Annotated in this window: 14 protein-coding genes; 6 read left to right on the top strand and 8 right to left on the bottom strand. The window is 66.7% G+C overall.

Annotated elements, in window-relative coordinates:
• Positions 1-153 precede the first annotated feature (153 nt).
• Positions 154-345 (top strand): hypothetical protein, encoded by a 192-nt coding sequence (locus PVW48_RS16760; RefSeq protein WP_274582152.1) that lies wholly within the window; start codon positions 154-156, stop codon positions 343-345.
• 4 nt (positions 346-349) lie between these two features.
• Here the strand turns inward: PVW48_RS16760 and PVW48_RS16765 are convergent, their stop codons facing one another.
• Together PVW48_RS16765 and PVW48_RS16770 are read right to left on the bottom strand one after the other, a co-directional pair.
• Positions 350-1,318: an ABC transporter permease gene (locus tag PVW48_RS16765; RefSeq protein WP_274582153.1), complete on the bottom strand. Its 969-nt coding sequence runs from the start codon at positions 1,316-1,318 to the stop codon at positions 350-352.
• A 1-nt stretch (position 1,319) separates the two neighbouring features.
• On the bottom strand, positions 1,320-2,306 hold the full coding sequence (locus tag PVW48_RS16770; RefSeq protein WP_274582154.1) for an ABC transporter permease: 987 nt from the start codon (positions 2,304-2,306) through the stop codon (positions 1,320-1,322).
• A gap of 146 nt (positions 2,307-2,452) precedes the next feature.
• On the opposite strand from PVW48_RS16770, the gene PVW48_RS16775 reads away from it, so the two are divergent.
• Positions 2,453-3,301 (top strand): 2-keto-4-pentenoate hydratase, encoded by an 849-nt coding sequence (locus PVW48_RS16775; protein WP_274582155.1) that lies wholly within the window; start codon positions 2,453-2,455, stop codon positions 3,299-3,301.
• A 79-nt stretch (positions 3,302-3,380) separates the two neighbouring features.
• Positions 3,381-3,767: a DUF4870 family protein gene (locus PVW48_RS16780; protein WP_274582156.1), complete on the top strand. Its 387-nt coding sequence runs from the start codon at positions 3,381-3,383 to the stop codon at positions 3,765-3,767.
• Here the strand turns inward: PVW48_RS16780 and PVW48_RS16785 are convergent.
• The 4 genes from PVW48_RS16785 to PVW48_RS16800 form a co-directional block, all read right to left on the bottom strand.
• A complete protein-coding gene (locus PVW48_RS16785; RefSeq protein ID WP_274582157.1) occupies positions 3,730-5,145 on the bottom strand; it encodes a Hint domain-containing protein in 1,416 nt (471 codons plus the stop codon). The two genes, PVW48_RS16780 and PVW48_RS16785, sit on opposite strands and share 38 nt — an antisense overlap.
• A gap of 204 nt (positions 5,146-5,349) precedes the next feature.
• Positions 5,350-6,915, bottom strand: a complete 1,566-nt coding sequence (locus PVW48_RS16790; protein WP_274582158.1) for an ABC transporter substrate-binding protein — start codon at positions 6,913-6,915, stop codon at positions 5,350-5,352.
• Between the two features lie 100 nt (positions 6,916-7,015).
• Entirely contained in the window at positions 7,016-7,678 is a 663-nt protein-coding gene (locus PVW48_RS16795) for a VPLPA-CTERM sorting domain-containing protein (RefSeq protein ID WP_274582159.1), read from the bottom strand.
• A 170-nt stretch (positions 7,679-7,848) separates the two neighbouring features.
• The gene (locus tag PVW48_RS16800; protein WP_012177550.1) at positions 7,849-9,432 is read right to left on the bottom strand and encodes an ABC transporter substrate-binding protein; all 1,584 of its coding nucleotides are present in this window, start codon (positions 9,430-9,432) and stop codon (positions 7,849-7,851) included.
• 558 nt (positions 9,433-9,990) lie between these two features.
• Between PVW48_RS16800 and PVW48_RS16805 the strand changes: the two genes are divergently transcribed.
• Genes PVW48_RS16805 through PVW48_RS16815 form a run of 3 tightly spaced genes read left to right on the top strand, consistent with a single transcriptional unit; the run spans position 9,991 to position 14,188 of the window.
• The gene (locus PVW48_RS16805) at positions 9,991-11,898 is read left to right on the top strand and encodes a transcriptional regulator (protein WP_274582160.1); all 1,908 of its coding nucleotides are present in this window, start codon (positions 9,991-9,993) and stop codon (positions 11,896-11,898) included.
• A gap of 11 nt (positions 11,899-11,909) precedes the next feature.
• Positions 11,910-12,800 (top strand): phosphatase PAP2 family protein, encoded by an 891-nt coding sequence (locus PVW48_RS16810; protein ID WP_274582161.1) that lies wholly within the window; start codon positions 11,910-11,912, stop codon positions 12,798-12,800.
• Between the two features lie 11 nt (positions 12,801-12,811).
• The gene (locus PVW48_RS16815; RefSeq protein WP_274582162.1) at positions 12,812-14,188 is read left to right on the top strand and encodes a S8/S53 family peptidase; all 1,377 of its coding nucleotides are present in this window, start codon (positions 12,812-12,814) and stop codon (positions 14,186-14,188) included.
• Positions 14,189-14,194: 6 nt separating this feature from the next.
• Here the strand turns inward: PVW48_RS16815 and PVW48_RS16820 are convergent, their stop codons facing one another.
• Both PVW48_RS16820 and PVW48_RS16825 read right to left on the bottom strand, forming a co-directional pair.
• Positions 14,195-15,067, bottom strand: coding sequence for an amidohydrolase family protein (locus tag PVW48_RS16820; protein ID WP_274582163.1), 873 nt, complete (start codon positions 15,065-15,067; stop codon positions 14,195-14,197).
• A complete protein-coding gene (locus PVW48_RS16825) occupies positions 15,064-15,759 on the bottom strand; it encodes an alpha/beta fold hydrolase (RefSeq protein ID WP_274582164.1) in 696 nt (231 codons plus the stop codon). Before PVW48_RS16825 ends, PVW48_RS16820 begins: the two co-directional genes overlap by 4 nt.
• Positions 15,760-15,797: the final 38 nt, after the last annotated feature.

Genomic DNA, 15,797 nt, shown 5'->3' on the forward strand with positions numbered 1-15,797 from the left:
AAGGTGGCGGGTGCGGGCGTTGCGCCCTGCGGCAAATGCCGCGCCGCAGCATCGCGCCGGGCGCAACAGGGGCGCGGGCGTGGCATAGTGCCGGACAGCCGCCGGGTTGGAGGACGGGCGCGGTTTCGCAAACGCACCAAAGGAGTGTTTCCCATGTGTCTGTCTGCCCAAGCTCTCGCGCTGTTCCTGAATGTTATCGGCCTCGACATGGTCACCACCGACCCCGGCCGCGTCATCGTCGCCGCCGAGGCGGGCGACGTGCACTGGGTGCTCACCGCCGAGGACGTGTGGTGCACCATGGCGCCGCAGCTCGACCGGCTGGCGCGCTTCTCGCCGGTGGAATAAGCGGTCATCGCAGCCTCGGGTTCAGGGCGTCGCGGAGCCAGTCGCCCAGCAGGTTCACGCTGAGCGCGAGCACCAGCAGGGTGACCGCCGGGAAGAACAGGATCCACCACTCGCCCGAGAAGAGGAACCCCTGTCCGATGCGGATCAGGGTGCCCAAGCTGGGCTGCGTGGGCGGGGCGCCGACGCCGAGGAAGCTGAGCGTCGCCTCGGCGATGATCGCGAGCGCCAAGGAGATCGTGGCGATCACCAGCACCGGCGACAGCACGTTGGGCAGGATATGGCGCAGCATGATCGCGCCGGAGCCGCGCCCGATCAGCCGGGCGGCCTGCACGTATTCCTTGTTCTTCTCGACCAGGGTCGCGCCGCGCACCACGCGGGCGAACTGCACCCAGTCCGAGAGACCAATGGCGAGGATCAGCACCCAGATCGCCATCTGGTCGCGGTATTCGACCGGGGTGATCCCCTTGGCGATGCCGAAGATCAGCATGGCCACCAGGATCGCCGGGAAGGTCAGCTGCACATCGGCCACGCGCATGATGATCGTCTCCACCCAGCCGCCCACATAGCCCGCGATCAGGCCCAGGGTCACGCCGAGGGTCATGGCGAAGAGCACCGCCGCGAAGCCCACGAAGAGCGAGATCCGCATCCCGTAGAGGATGGTCGAGAACACGTCCCGGCCCTGGTCGTCCGTGCCGAGCCAGAAGGTGTCGCCGGTGAACGCGTTGGGGGTCATCGGCGCGGAAAACCCGTTCATCAGGTTAAGGGACGCCGGGTTGAACGGGTCGTAAGGCGCGATGAGCGGCGCGAAGAGCGCCGCCAGCACCAGCAGCACCACCACCGAGAAGGAGACCAGCGCCACGGGGGAGCGGCGGAATTTCCAGGCGAAGTCCGACTGCCAGGCGACCGAGAGGCGCGAGGGTTCCTTGACCGCGACGGGCGTGTCGGGGGGAAGGTCGGGGGTCGTGTCGGTCATGTCAGTGCCCTCCTGCCGCGCTGCGATCGACGCGCAGGCGGGGGTCGATGGCGAAATAGAGCAGGTCCACCACCAGGTTGATGCCCACGAACATCACCGAGATCAGCATCAGGTAGGCGGCCATGACGGGGATGTCGACGAACTGGATCGCGTTGATGAAGAGAAGCCCCACGCCGGGCCATTGGAACACGGTCTCGGTGATGATGGCGAAGGCGATGATCGAGCCGAGCTGCAGGCCGGTGACGGTGATCACCGGGACCAGCGTGTTCTTCAGGGCGTGGCGGAAGTTGACGGCCTTTTCGGTCAGGCCCCGCGCGCGGGCGAAGCGGATGTAGTCCTGCCTCAGCACTTCGAGCATCTCGGAGCGCACGAGCCGCATGATCAGGGTCATCTGGTAGAGCCCGAGGGTAATCGCGGGCAATATCAGCGCCTTGAGCCCGGAGGCGGTGAGGAACCCGGTGCTCCACCCACCGAGGTCCACGACCTCGCCGCGGCCGAAGCTGGGCAGCCAGTTCAGCTCCACCGCGAAGACATAGATCAGCAGGATGCCGATCAGGAAGGTGGGTAGCGACACCCCGATGAGCGAGATCGACATGATGGCACTCGCGGCGAACCCGTCGCGGCGGATGGCGGTGAAGATCCCCAGCACGATGCCGAAGAAGATCGCGAGCACGCCCGAGACCAGCGCCAGTTCCAGCGTCGCCGGGGCCCGTTCGAGCAGGATCTCGGCCACGGGGCGCGATTGGCGGTAGGAGATGCCCAGGTCGCCCTGGAAGGCGCGGCTGAGGAAGTCCCAGTATTGCACGAGGAACGGGTCGTCGAGGCCGAGCTGGGCGCGCAGCCGTTCGATATCCTCGATGGTGCGTTCCTGGCCGAGCAGCCCGTCGATCGGGTCACCCACGAAGCGGAACATGGAAAACGCGACCAGCCCGACCACGAGCAGAACGATGATCGACTGCACCACGCGGCGAATGATGAATGCGAGCATGTGCCCTCCCCGGTGTGGGGTCTGTTATCCCGCGCCTGTCCGGTGCGGTCAAGGGGGCCGTGGCGTGAGGTGCGCTGGCGAAATTCGTTGCCTGCTGCCGTGTGCGGGGGCAAGCTGTGCGCGAAGGCAGTCAGGGGAGGATTTTCATGATGCGCGGATGGATATGGGCGGCGGTGGCGGGGCTGATGCTGCCGGGGGTGGCGCAGGCGGGGTGCGCCACGGACGCGGAGGTTGCGGCCTTCGTGGAGGATTACCTGGCCAAGACGCCCACCAAGGCGCTGAGCCCGGAGGCGACGCTGGAGGAGGCGCGCTGCACGCAGGCCAAGGTGGTCGCGGCCCTCGAGCCGCATCTGGGCCCGGTGGTGGGCTACAAGGCGGGGCTGACCAGCGACGCGGCGATGGCGGCCTTCGGGGTGAGCGAGCCGGTGGCGGGGGTGCTGTACCGCGACATGTTCCTGGAGGATGGCGCGACGGTGCCCCAGCCCCATGGCGCGCGGCCGCTCTTCGAGGCGGATCTGGTGTTCGTGGTGGGCAGTGCCGCGATCAACGACGCCGAGACCGGCGCGGACGTGATGGATGCCATCGCCTCGATCCACGCCTTCATCGAGCTGCCGGACCTGATGTACGGTCCCGACGAGCCGCTCAACGGCGCGTCGATCACCGCGGGCGGTGTGGGCGCGCGGGCGGGTGTGCTGGGCCCGGCGATCCCGTTCGAGGACAGCGGCGCGATGATCGACCTGCTGGCCGAGATGCAAGTGCGCGTGACCGATGCGGAGGGCACGGTGCTGTCCGAGGCGCCCGGGGCGGCGGTGCTCGGCAACCCGCTGCGATCCGTGGTCTGGCTGCGCAGCACGGGCATCACCTTCCAGGAGGGCGACATGATCTCGGTGGGCTCCATCGGCCCGCTGATCCCACCCGCCAAGGCCAAGGGGATGGCGACGGTCGAGTATCTCGGCCTGCCGGGCAACCCGAGCCTGAGCGTGAAGTTCGAATGATCGCGTGGGGCGCGGCCCGGTACAGGAACCCGCCGCAGCGCCCCGCGTTGACCGCCTGCGAAACGACAAGGACAGCCTGATGACAGACCAGAACGTGACCCCGCCCCCGCCTGCCCCGACCCCCAAGGACCCGATGCTGCCGGTGAAGATCATCTACGGCCTCTACGCGGTGGGGTATTTCGTGGGCCTGACGAGCCTCGCGGGACTGATCTATGCCTATATCACCCGGGGCAGCGGGGACAGCGACCCGGTGGCCGACAGCCATCTGACCTTCCAGATCCGCACCTTCTGGATCGGGTTCGGGATCGCCCTGGTGGCGCTGGCGACCATGGTGGTCGGCATCGGCTTGCTGATTTGGCTGTTCCTCGTGGTCTGGGGCCTCACGCGGGTGATCTCGGGCTTCGTGCTGTGCAATGACGGGCGGCCCATCACGGGGTCGAAATACGCAGGGGTTCTGGCGGTGTGAGGCGCGCCGCGGGGCCGCAGGACGCGCCGCTTTCCACAAAAGCACATGCCGCGATGGGCCCGGAGTGCGGGGCGCGCCCTGAGGGCGCGGGCATATCCGCCGCCAGGGCGACCTCCAGGAGCGGTTTTTTGTTCCTCGCGTGGCGAGCAACGAGGGTTTTCAGCGTCCTGCCGTCCGGTATGGGCCGCGCCGGGCGCGGACTGCCCAAGCCCCGGGCAAGTGCGGGAAAGAGTTCCAGGATCTCCTGCCGGGCCTCGGCCGGGACCATCTTGAGCGTCTCGGGCCCGAGATAGAGGCTCTCTGTCGGGGCGCCTTCGGCAAAGATGATCTCGTGCTGGTCGAACATCAGGTGGACATAGGTCACGGTGCGCACGCCGTGGTCGATGAAGATGCCGGGCAAGCCACTCAGCTTGACGGCAGCCCCCAGAACGCTCGGCGTGCCGAACATGCGGGCGGCGATCCGCGACGAGATAAGCATCCGGTGCTGCCGCGAGACCAGGAGGTCTCGCCTCGGCAAGCCGTTTCCGAGCGCGCCTGCGACGATCCGGACCGGGCGTAGCCGGTCGTCGCCTCGGGGCTCGTCGCGCAGCACCACGGCGCGCGACCCGATCCAGCGGATGGGTTGCGGTCCGTGATCCCGGGTGCAGACCAGATCGCCAACGCGCAAGGCCTCGATCGGGATCTCCCCGTCGGGGGTGAGGATCAGGGTACCATGGGTGAAACAGGGTGCCCCGCCCGGTTTGATGGGTTCATTGTAGATCGCGACCTTCGCGATCTCCCCATCGAAATGCCCTTTGAGGTTGTCGGCCGTGCCATCCCCGCTCTGGGCCTGCGAGGCGCCGATGGTGATCGGCTCGGAATTGCCGCCCATGGTCAGAGCTTGGTTGCCGCCATCGACAAGGACGCCGTCGACGTAGAGCCGACTGCCGGAGGGCCCCCACGCGTAGATCACCGTGACCGGCTTTCCCAACGGGACGTCGCCGCCCTCGAAGACATGGGAGCTTTCCGTATCCTGATGGCGGACACCGACGCTGCCGTCGGATTTGACGAAGATCGTCAGGTGTCCGCCCTCGTCGAACCCCGTGGAGTCGCGGGAAAACAGCGTTTGGGCCGCGGTGTCGCCCCAGGGATCATCCCCGATCGAGGCGGTGTTCTGAGTGAAGGTGATGGCGACCGACCCGGTGTCGAGATCGAACCCCTTGTCGGTCGGGATTTCGACATAGTCATTCTTGCCATCGAAGACCCCGGAGCCCGACCCGGTCGTGGTGGCCCCCTCCTGGAATTTGCCGTGTTGCGCGGTGCCGTCATCGGTCACCTTGTCCTCTGCGAGATCCGAGCCGGGCTTCTCGTCGAATGTCCAGAGTGCAATTCTTGCCACTTTCGCCTCCCATGCATCAGGCGCACGGCCGATGCTGGCCGCGTCGCGCAGATGGTAGGGACTGTATCGGGAGAAGCGTGAAGCCGGGATTTACCCTGTCGGGAATTTACAGAGGGATTTAGGCAAATTGTGCGGGACGACCGGGCACGGGCCGGATCGGGCGTGGCGTGGCGGCGCCCCCGGGTAGGCGCGCCGCCGGGGCCTTTAGTTGACGGTCACCCAGCGCAGGATGAAGAAGTTGTCCGGGCGCTGGGTCAGGCTGACCGTGTCGCGCGCGCCCCAGACCAGCGGCTGGACGTAGAGGGGGACGTAGGCGGTCTCGGCTTGCAGGATGCCGGTGACCTCGTCGAGCATGGCCTGGCGCTTGGCATCGTCGATCTCGGACTGGATCATCGGGAGCAGTTCGTCGACGCGGGCGTTCGAGTAGCCGCCGAAGTTCCAAGAGCCCAACCGTGCCTCCGGGTTGGGGGTGGCGGCAAGGAAGCGGATCGGGTGTTCGGCGTCGAACGTCCCCGGCGACCAGCCCAGCAGGTACATGTCGAAATCCTCCGCCCGCAGCCGGTCCCAGTAGCCGCGCACGGGCATGGCTTCGAGTTGGGCGTCGAGGCCGACCTGGGCGAGCATGGCGGTGACCGCCTGGCACACGGCCTCGTCATTCAGGTACCGGTCATTGGGGCATTTCAGCCCGAAGGAGAAGCCGTCCGGGTAGCCCGCCTCGGCCAGCAGGGCGCGGGCGGCGTCCGGGTCGTAGGCGGGTCGGTCGGCGAGGCCCGCGGAGAAGCCGCGCATGGCCGGGGAGACCAGCTGGCTGGCCGGTTCGGCATTGCCGCGCATGATCGTCTGCAGGATGGCGGGGACGTTGACGGCCTGGGCCACGGCCCGGCGGACGCGGGGGTCGGCGAAGGGGTTGCCCGGCTCGTCGGAGGCCGAGTATTTCAGCGCCTCGGCCGCGTGCGGGAAGCCCAGCATGATGACCCGCGCCTCGATGCCCTGGATCACCTGCACCCCGTCCTGGCCCGCAAGCCGGGCGGCGTCCTGGATGGGCACCGGGTTGATCATGTCGATATCGCCCGACAGCAGGGCCGCCACGGCGGTGGCCGGGTTCTGGATCGGGGTGAACTCGGCTCGGGTGATGTTGTGCTCGGGCGTGTCCCACCAGCCGTCGAAGGGCTCCAGCACGGTGCGCAGGCCCGGCTCCCGCGCGGTGACGCGGAAGGCGCCGGTGCCGTTGGTGTTGAGCGTGGCGTGGTTGCCGGCCTCCTTGTCGGGGCGGGTGGCGTCGTTGGCCGCAGCCCAGCCGCTGTCCATGATCATCCAGTTGGCGATGCTGTCGGGGAAGATCGGGTTGGGGGCGGTGGTCAGGATCTCGACCGTGTAGTCGTCGATCACGCGCAGCTCGGAGACGGGGGCGAACCAGCTGCTTGTGTCGGAGGCCTCGGAGGAGGCGCGTTCATAGGAGAAGAGGACGTCTTCGGCGGTGAAGGCGGAGCCGTCGTGGAAGGTCACGCCCTCGCGCAGGGTGAAGCGCCAGCCCGCGCCGTCGCCGATCGGCTGCCAGGAGGTGGCGAGCGCGGGTTCGATGGTCATGTCCTTGCCGCGGCGGACGAGGCCTTCGTAGACGTTGTTGAGAAACCCCAGGACCGGGGCGGAGTTGACCGCGTGGGGGTCCATGGTCTGCGGGTCGGTGGTGGAGGCCCAGCGGAATTCGTTGGCCGCCGCAGGCAGGGCGACCAGCAGCCCGAGGGCCGCCGGGCTCAGCAGTCGTATCATGGTGTGTCCTTCGTCGTGAGTGCAGCAACCGGCGCAGCATGCCGCCGAAATGCGGCAGGGTCACCGGCAAAGCGGCTGGCTCACGGGGGTGTGAAGGCGGTCAGGCGCCGGGCTGGTTTTTCCGACGGCGCAGCAAGGCGAAGAGACCAAAGCCGGAAAGCAGCATCAAACCGGATGCGGGAAGTGGCACTGCCGAGGGCGCAGGAATTTGGGGGCCAGAAACCTGACGCAGCGCGTTCGAGGCTATAGCAGACGTTCGATAATTGCCGTCGAGGAACTCTAAAGTTTCACTGGCCCTTGTGCCCTCAACATAGCCGTACTGATAAATCAAATCTCCTGCAACGTTGAGAAACTGATGACGGAAGTTCATCTGTCGGGTCGCCAAGTCGAAAGATCCACTCACGCTGTAATTGCTCTCGTCAACGCGTCCAAAAGCCACGGAGGTTGTGGATCCGTCAATAAACCGAAAGCTGACGTTGTAATAATCCAACTCCCGAGCGCGTGCATCGATCTTGCCGTTTGCATTCCGATCAGCGCCCCTGACCGTGAAGATAACCGTCCCCAGTTCCGACCTGAAGACATCCTTCGATCCGACGGGTACATCCTCGTAATACAATTTGCTCAGATAATCGTAATCGGCCTGATACGAATACTCATAGGTCCCAATCGCCTCGAACGTATAGGTCTGGAAATCAACCGGTGCCGCCTGAGCGATTTGTGCAGATGCGAAGAGACAAAAAATAGCCGCAAACTGTTTGTGCATATCTACTATGCCTTCCTCGTTAACACTTCTTTAATGATTTCTAGCACGTACAGGCACGATTCGTCCTTGTGCAATTTGCGGTTTGGTAAACTTGACGCACTGCGCGTCGATCGGAAACTGCAAAGGGCGGCGCCGGAGCACCGCCCTTTTCCCCGAACGGATCGAATAGTTCAGTTCATCTCGAAGAACTTGAACTTCGGGTCGTCCTCCGGCGAGACGTTGGGGTAGCCGACGGCGGAGGTGTTGCCCCAGTTCAGCACCTGGTGGTGGATCGGCAGATAGAGTTGTTCGTCCTGCACCACCTGCCAGATCTCGGCGATGGTCTGGTTGCGGACCGCCAGATCGGTCTCGGAGGCCAGGCTGACGATCTTGGCGTCCACCTCGGCGTTCGAGAAGCCGGTGTTGTTCCAGGAGCCCCGGTCACCCTCGCGGGTGTGCACCAGGAAGTTGAAGACATACTCGCTGTCATAGGTCGGAACACCCCAGCCCAGCATGTAGAAGTTGGTCTCGCCGTTCTGGATCAGCGGGAAGTGCTGTGCCTTGGGCTTGGCGTCGAGGTTCACGGTCACGCCGATCTGGCCGAGCATCCCCACGACCGCCTGGCAGATCGCCTCGTCGTTGATGTAGCGGTCATTGGGGCAGTCGAGCTGGATCGAGAAGCCGTCGCCATAGCCTGCTTCCTCCATCAGCGCCTTGGCGGCGTCGATATCGGTCATGGCGGCCCCGTCCATCTCGGCGGTCCAGCCGTTGACGAAGGGCGGCGCGATCATGCCGGCGGGCGCGGACTGGCCACGCATCACCACCTGTTTGATGGCGTCGCGGTTGATCGCCATGTTCATTGCCTTGCGCACGCGCGCATCGGCCAGCGGGTTGGCGCCTTCGACATTGTCGCTGTCGAGATCGTCGGCCCCGGAGTTCATGCCGAGGAAGATCACCCGGTTCTGGGCGGCGGTCTGCACCTCCAGCCCGTCGGTCCCGGCCACGCGTTCGAGATCCTGCACGGGCACGTCCTGGATGAAGTCCACCTCGCCCGACAGAAGGGCCGCCACCCGTGTCGCGGCGTTCTGGATCGGGGTATAGATGATCTCGGTGACCTGCAGCGGGAAGTCATCCGCGCCCCAGTAGTCTGGGTTGATCGTCAGCACGGTGCGCACATCCGGCTCGCGGCTGGTGAGCACGTAGGGGCCGGTGCCCATGGCGTTGGTCGCGGCGAAGGTGGTCTCGCCATTGGCGATGTCCTGCACCCGGGTGACGCCATTGGCCTCGGTCCAGCCCTTGTCCATGATGAACAGGTTGGTGAAGTTGTTGGGCAGGATCGGGTTCGGTCCTTCGGTCACGAACTCCACCGTCATGTCGTCGACCGCGCGCACCTCGGAGATCGAGGTCAGCAGCTCTTTCATGGCGGAGGTTTCGGATTTCGCCCGCTCGAAGGAGAACACCACGTCCTCGGCGGTGAAGGCCGAGCCGTCATGGAAGGTCACGCCCTCGCGCAGCTTGAAGACCCAGACACTGGGATCATCGGGCTTGGGGGCCCATTCGGTGGCCAGTGCCCCCTGGAACTGGCCGAAATGATCGCGGATGATCAGCGGCTCGTAGATCTGGTGGGCGAGCGTATGGGTGGGCCCTTCGTTCTGGGCATGGGGATCGAGGGTCAGGCTGTCGCCCGCCCGCGCCCAGCGCAGGGTTTCGGCGCTGGCGAGGATCGGCGTCAGAACGAGCGCCGATGTGGCCAGCAGGAGGGTGGTTTTTTGCATGGTGATGTATCTCCCAGTTGAGTTTCGGCGGAGGGGCGCGAGGCCGCCCCCACCGCGCTGCCTGGGACCGTCTGTTGCGGACCGGCTTGGCAGGCACCGCAGAAAAGAATGACCGCCCGGCACAGGAACGCAAGGGCGAATTGCCCCCGCCCCAACGTCAACCGCGCCTCTGGGCCGGCATTTCGACGGATCGCGGGCTGGGTGCGCCCACGGGCGCCGAGGTTCTCGTTCAGGCGGCTTCGGGCACGGCGCTCCGAGCCGGGAAGGTGCGGGTCCGGTCCCGGAGCGGCGGGCCTGTCGGGCCCTCGGGGGCCTGCCGCCCCCTGCCGCAAGGCCTTGGAAACAAAGGTTAACGGCGCCGGCCCCATTTCAGGATCACGCCACGCGACAGGGTGTTAGGAATCACTAACAGTTTCCTAACGGTAGATGACGCAAGGTCAGAGGGCATCTGGACAGGATGCGGTAGCGTACTCGAAAGAAGGCTTCAAACCTTTGAACACAAGCAATTTTTCAGTAGCTTATCATTTCAATCAAGGGCACTGTTCCCGCCCGACACGTTTGAAGAACCAAACTCTGGAGCTCGACTTCGATGCGTCCAAATCCTGTCCAGGTGCACCCTTCCCGGTGGAAGCAGAGCGGTCGGTGCATCCCCAAACCCAGCCCTCCGCTCTGTTCAAGCCCGAGCAGGGGTCCGTAATGAGTACTGGTCCCGAGCAGGGCACGACCCAGCTGGTCAAGCTTTATGTGCTTGGCCCGCTGGGTCTCTTTTCTGCCGGGGACCGAAATCTGACGCCGCGGGGCAAGAAGGCCCAGGGTCTGCTGGCGCTTCTGGCGCTGGCTCCGCGGGGGCAGCGTACCCGGGTCTGGTTGCGCGACAAGCTGTGGAGTACGAGTGACGAACAGAAATCTGCATCCTCCCTGCGGCAGACGGTGTTCGAATTGCGCAAGGACCTGGGCGCGCTGGCCGATGAGATCCTCGACATCAACCGGATGTCGATCGGGCTGCGGCTCGACCGGGTCTGGATCGACCATGCCACGGTGATGGCGGATCCCGCGCAGCTGCACGAGCTGGAGATCACCGAGGACACCGAACTGCTCGAAGGGATCGACGTGGTCGACGAGGAGTTCGAGGATTGGCTCCAGATGGAGCGGCAGATCTGGTACGACAAGGCGATCGACCTGCTGGAGGCGCATCCGCGCCCCGCCCCGGCGGCCCGGCCGACCCCGGCGCAGACCCGCGGGCTGCTGGTGCCTGCGCGCAGCACCGAGGATCTGAGCGAGACGCAGGCGCCGCAGACCTGCTCCATCGGGTTTCTGCCCAACATCCAGCAAGGCTGCGACGGGGCGACACAGCACCTGGCCGATTACGTGCTGGAAGGGGTGGCGCGGAACCTGCGGGAGTTCGAGCCGGTGGCGGTGTTCGATTTCCGCGATCCGGGCGTCCATTCGGACCGGTTCACCAATGCATTCGAGACCGAGTATTACACCCGCGTGCGGACCTTGCAGGTGCGCGACAGCCTGACCCTGACGTTTTTCCTTTATCGGTCCAGCCGGATGGCGCTGGAATGGTCCCAGTCGATCCAGACTTCCGCGGACGAGATCGTGCAGAATTCCATGCTGCTGGAGGGGTTCATCGCGCAGAATGTCGACCGGATGGCCAAGTCGATGTTCGAGGACCGGTTGCGGATGCTGGACAACCGCGAGGACTGGCCGCCGAAGGTCGGGTATTCGGCGCTGAACCTGATGTTCAAGCTGGACGAGAACGCGCTGAGCAACTCGGAATCCATGCTGCTGCGCGGGGCCGAGAGCGAAGAGGACAGCCCGATCTACCCGGCCCTGCGCGCCTATCTGACGACCTTCAAGCTGGGCGAGAACATGGGGGTTTTGAACCGCGGCGAGCTGGAGGATGCGCGCGCCAACGCCGAGGCCGCCCTGGGGCAGAACCCGTTCAACTCGATCTCGCTGGCCTGTATCGCCCATGTGATGGGCTATGTGTTTCACGAGCATGACATGGCCGGCGGGCTGCTGGAGCAGGCGCTGAACCTGAACGCGTCGCAACCTTTCGTGTGGGATCACTACGCGCTGCACAAGCTTTATTCCGGGGAGTTCGAGGCGGCCTACCGCGCCGCCGAGCGCGGCGCGGCGCTCGGCGCGTTCAGCCCGATCAGCTACAGCTACGACACCACGCTGGCGATGGCCGCGACCATGGCCGGCGATCACCGCCGCGCGATCATGGCCGGGCAGCGGGCCTTGCGCAAACAGCCGCGCTTTGCCGCCGCGATGCGGTATCTGTTGCTGAACTACGCAAAGCTCGGGCGCGAGGCGGAGGCCCAGGAGATGTTCACGCGGCTGACCGCCGTGGACCCGGATTTCGGCGACCCGGAGGTGCAGAAGGAGCGCTTCCGCTTTGCCCAGAAACAGGACGAGACCAACGTTCTGAGCATCATAAAAAGACTGACATCGTGAGGGGATGACCCATGGAAGACCGGCCGGAGGACGACGATATTCTTCAAAGCCACAAGTTCGAAGTGACCGCCGTGGGGCTGAAGCTGTCGGGGATGGACGACGCCCAGGGCGATGGGCCGGTGGGCGCGGCGGGCGGGGGCGGTGTGGCCTCGGGCGGGGTGCTGGTGGCCCTGAACCGCAACCGGAACCGAAATCGCAACCGGAACCGCAATCGCAACAGGAACCGGAACCGCAATCGCGGCCATGACGACGGGGCGGCCAATGCGGGCATGCAGGAGCCCTGGCAGGAGCGGGAGGCGCTCTACAAGTGTCTCGACGAGTGGATCGACCTGCCGGTCCCCCTGCCCCCGAGCCCCGAGCAGCTGCGCGCCGAGGCGATCGACCTGCTGGAAAAGCAGGTTCTGCTGCACCGGCCCGAGGGCGCCCAGCGGCGCGAGGAGATCCTGCGCGAGGCGTCCTTCGAGCTGTCGGGCTATCTGCGCCCCCTGGAGGGCGAGGGCGTCGGCGGGCTCGATGCCACGGTGGGGCTGTTCAAGGTGGTGCTGGCGCTGACCGACGAGATCGGGCTGCGCTACAAGCGGCGGTTCAACACGCCCCGGCCGAACCAGGTGGAGCCGCGGCTGCGCCCGTTCATCCCCTATCCGGGCCATGAGAGCCAGCCGTCGAACCATTCGTTCCAGTCCTTCGCGCTGGCCTTCGTGTTCTCGCGCATGTTGCCGGAGCATCCGGCGAGCTCGGAGCTGTTCCGCTCGGCCCGCCGGATCGCGGAGAACCGCGAATGGGCCGGGGTGCATTACGCCTCCGACACCGAATGCGGCTACCAGTTGGCGCGGATGGTGACGCCGGTGCTGGAAAAGGTGTTGAAAAAGCAGATGCTCGCGGCGGCATCGGAATGGATGTGAGGGGCGGCGAGATGACAACAGGACGCGAAGACTACCCCGATTACGACGCGCTGTGGCACCTGGTGTCCATGGGCGTGCGCACCCCCGATCACAAGCCGAACGGCTGGGCCTACGGGCGCAAGGACAAGCGCCGCACCCGGGTGGCGATCATCGACACCTCGGTCGCGGTCAAACATCCCAACCTCGCCCCGGCGATCAACAAGGACCTGGCGCTCGATCTTTTCACCGCGCCGCTGGGCTGTTTTGCCTACCGCGCGCCGGACGCCAAGCTGGGCGATCTGGGCCTGTGCACCGACACCCATGTGGCCGAGGGCCTGCCCGGGATCACCGAGATCCTGACGCGGCTGATCGACCGCACCTCCCATGGCAGCCGGGCCTGGCCGGAGCGGTTGCAGCCCTGCGTGGGCGAGGAATTTTCCAACCACGGCACGGCCATCGCCGGGCTAGTGGGCGCGCGCCCGGCCCGGGTGAAGGCGGTGCGGCCCGTGGACGACGAGGGCGATGCGGAGATCCCGCTGCCCTATGTCGGGGTCGATCCCCATTGCGAGATCGTGCCGATTTCGACCAATTTCGATCCGGACCCGGAGGTCCTGATCGTGGCATTCCTCTATGCGGACCTGATCGACGCGGATGTGGTGCTGTTGCCGCGCAACATCCCCGACCCCGCGCGCACGGTGCCGGAGATCGCGGGCCGCGAGATCGGCGGCGTGTCCCTGGCCGAGGCCACGGCCCCGGCGGCCACCACGCCCGAAGAGGCGCGGCTCTGGGCGGAGTTGGCGGAGCTGATCGTCAATGTCTCGCTCAAGCGGCCGGTGGTCTGTGCAGCGGGCAACGCGGGGGAGGAGAACGGGATCTATCCCGCGAACCTCGCCTCGGACCATAACGGGATCATCTCGGTGGGGGCGATGAACGCCAAGGGGTATCTGGCGGGGTTCTCGGCGTCGCAGAACATCACCGTGATGGGGCCCTCGGGCGATGCGGAGGTGTTCGACCGCACCCAGGTCCGGTTGGACACGCGGCGGCACGATTACGACCCCATCGGCGTGCCGGAGCCGAACGAGAACCACAAGTATTCCCATTACGACGTGATCTCGACCGATGTGCCGGGCATCCACGGTTATTCCGACAGCCCCTATGCCTCCCGCGAGCCGGAGCAGGGGTTGCGCGAATTCGGCTCCTACTTCTGCAGCTTCGGGGGCACCTCGGCGGCCTCGGCCCTGGTGGCGGGGTATCTCAGCCTGGGCTTCAGCGCCGGTGCGCTGGGGGCGCGCAGCGACGGGCTGGAGGCCAAGAGCTGGCTCTTGCGCCATTGCGCCATGGTGGCCGATGGGGACGAGAGCTATGCCTATCCGGCCTGGGGCGGGACCTGCAGTTTCCCCGACAGGTAAGCGGCCTCAGAACCCGTAGAGCGCCGCCGGTGTGTCCACCAGGATGCGGCGGCGGGCGTCCTCGGACGGGACCGCGTCGAAGAACGCGTTGAGCAGGGCGCCCGCGTCGGGCGGCTGGGCCTCGGCAAGCATCAGGTGGGGCCAGTCGCTACCCCAGAGGCAGCGGTCGGGATTGGCCGCGACCAGCGCCGCGATCGCCTCGGCGGCCCGGTCGTAGGGCGCGTCGCAGAGCCGGTAGGGCGCCGAGAGCTTCACATGGGCCGCCCCGTCGGCCACCAGCGCGCGCAGGGCGGCAAAGCCGGGCTCGTCGGGACCGGCGGCCAGGTCGGGCCAGCCGATATGGTCGAAGACCACGGGCACCGGCAGGGTGCGGACATCCGCGGCCAGCTCGGCCATGTGGCGGTGGGCGTTCATCAGCATCTGCACATGCATGCCGTGGGCGGCCAGGCGCGGTGCCATTTCACGCACGCCTGCCCAGCTGAGGATGCCGCCATGGACGTAGTTCAGCCGAACGCCCACCACCCCCGCCTGCGCCAGGGCGGCTAGTTCCGCATCGGAGGCCCCGTCGCGCACCAGCCCGATGCCCCGGGCGCGGTCCCCGAGGGCGGCGACGGCGGCGGTCGTCACCCGGTTGTCGCCGCCATGGAGGATGGAATGGACGATGACGACGCGGGCCATGTCCAGCGCGTCCAGGTGGGTTTCGAGCCGCGCGGTCCATTGGGCGAGCGTGCCGGGGGCCGGATCCTCCACCCGCCCGTCCCAGAGCGGCATGTCGTCGGCGACCATGTGGACATGGGCGTCGCAGGCCCCCTCGGGCACCGGGGCCCTGGGCGGTGTGGGGTGCGCTGTGGGCGGGGCGGCTTGCGGCAGGCGTGTCATGGCGCGGGCTCCGGCGCGAGAAAGGCATGGATCAGATCATAGAACGGGCCCGGCGCGTCCTTGTGCAGCATGTGCCCGCCCTCCAGCATCCGGTGGGTGGCATGGGGGAGCCGGCGGGCGAGGTCGAGGGATTGCGGATGGGTGCGCGGGTTGCCCCGCCCGGTCAGGATCAGGGTCGGACAGCGCACCCGGTCGACCAGGTCGCGCCCGTCGAAACCATGGGCGGCCTGCATCGCGTCGTTGAGCCCGCCCGGGTCCATCACGCTCATCTCCGTCAGGTAGGCCTGTTTGGCCGCGCCCTTCTCACCCATGGCGGCGAGCTTGGCGGTGCCGCGCGGGCCGAGCTTGGCGGTGAGCCAGCTGGCGAACTTGGCGCCCTTCCGGTCGATCCAGCGGGCCTGCATGGTGTAGGCGCTCTCGGCGAAGACGAGGCGGGTGACGCGGTCGGGCATGGTGGCGGCCAGGTGCAGGGCAATCATGCCGCCCAGGGAATGACCGACCAGGGCGAAACGGGCCGGAAGCGCGGGCGCAAGGGCCGCGGCATAGCCCGCGATGGTGGGCGTGGCGACGCGCGGGAGGCCGTTATGGCCCGGCAGGTCGAGGCAGAGCCCCTGAGCCTTGCCGTCCCAGGTCTGCGAGGAAAGCCCGGCGCCGTGAAGCCAGACCGCGGGGGCGGAGGGGGAAGCTGTCATGCCCGCCACGCTGCCGTGCGCCGGGCCGAAGATCAATC

Source organism: Dinoroseobacter sp. PD6 (assembly GCF_028807315.1).
Lineage (GTDB): Bacteria > Pseudomonadota > Alphaproteobacteria > Rhodobacterales > Rhodobacteraceae > Dinoroseobacter > Dinoroseobacter shibae.